The sequence below is a fragment of the Spirosoma migulaei genome, assembly GCF_054776855.1.
Genome location: NZ_BAAHBG010000059.1, coordinates 1 through 1,138 on the forward strand (window position 1 = coordinate 1; position 1,138 = coordinate 1,138).

Below are 1,138 nucleotides of genomic sequence, written 5' to 3' on the forward strand. Positions count from 1 at the left end.
AGTGGACTCGTCCTCTCGGCCTCAACCCCGCCGACCTATCCGGACCCTACCAGTACCGGCTCCAGCGAGCCACCGACCTCAACGGCACCAACTTCGTGCCCATCGCGACCATCAACACCAGCCTTTCTCCCACCGCCCCCGATACCATCTTCGTTGATCGAGGAACATCCACCTCAACCCTCAACACGGTGACCAGTGCCTATCGCTACCGGCTGGAGTTCTACTACACCAACAACGGCACCCTGACCCGGCTGGATGTGACCGATGCGGCCTCCTCCGTTCGACTAGCTGCTGCCCCAGCCAACCGACAGATCGTCCTCTCCTGGCAGGCCAACACCCCCTGGTCCAATGACAACCAGACCCACGACATCTACCGGTCCCGGTCAGGTCCCAATGGACCCTTCAACAAAATCCGGGAAATCAAGGTGACCAGCCCCACCTACACCTTCACCGATGATGGGTCGGACACGTTCCTGACCGATGGCAACACCAGCCGGGTGCTCTCGGCCGACTCTTCCTACTGCTACCGGGTGATGACCCGGGGTCAGTACACCGATACCCAGCTGAGCCGACTGGGCATCCTGCAAAACTACAGCCAGATCCTCTGTGCCCAGCCCGGTGACACCACCCGCCCCTGCCCCCCCACCTTACGGGTGGACAGTCTTAACTGTGCCAGTCTGAGTACCGAGAGTCTGTGTGATCAGACCAGCTTCACCAACAAGCTGGCCTGGACGCCCGGCTCGGGTCCCACCTGCGATCCTAACATTGCCAGCTACAAGATCTATTATGGCCGCTACCGCACCGACACGCTGGGGGTGCTCAGCAGTGTGGCCGTGCCCACCCAGACTTATGATCATAGTGGCTTGTCGACCGTGGCGGGTTGTTACTATGTGACGGCGGTCAGCAAGCGGGGCTTGGAGAGCAGCCCTTCCAACCAGGTGTGTGTGGATGCGTGTCCCAGTTTTGTGTTGCCCAATGTGTTCACCCCCAATGGGGATGGCAAGAATGATGTGTTTGCGCCGTTGCACTGTCCGCGGTTCGTCTCCAGTGTTAGCTTTGTGGTTTACAACCGGTGGGGTGCCAAGCTGTACGAGACGAGTGGAGCGACTCTGGCCTGGGATGGCAGGAGCAGTGATGG

1 protein-coding gene is annotated in these 1,138 nt (G+C 60.2%); it reads left to right on the top strand.

All coding sequences use genetic code 11. From position 1 onward, the window contains the following. Positions 1-1,138, top strand: a 1,138-nt coding sequence (locus ACYVGO_RS38760) for a T9SS type B sorting domain-containing protein (protein ID WP_460974163.1), incomplete at both ends; no start/stop codon positions are given.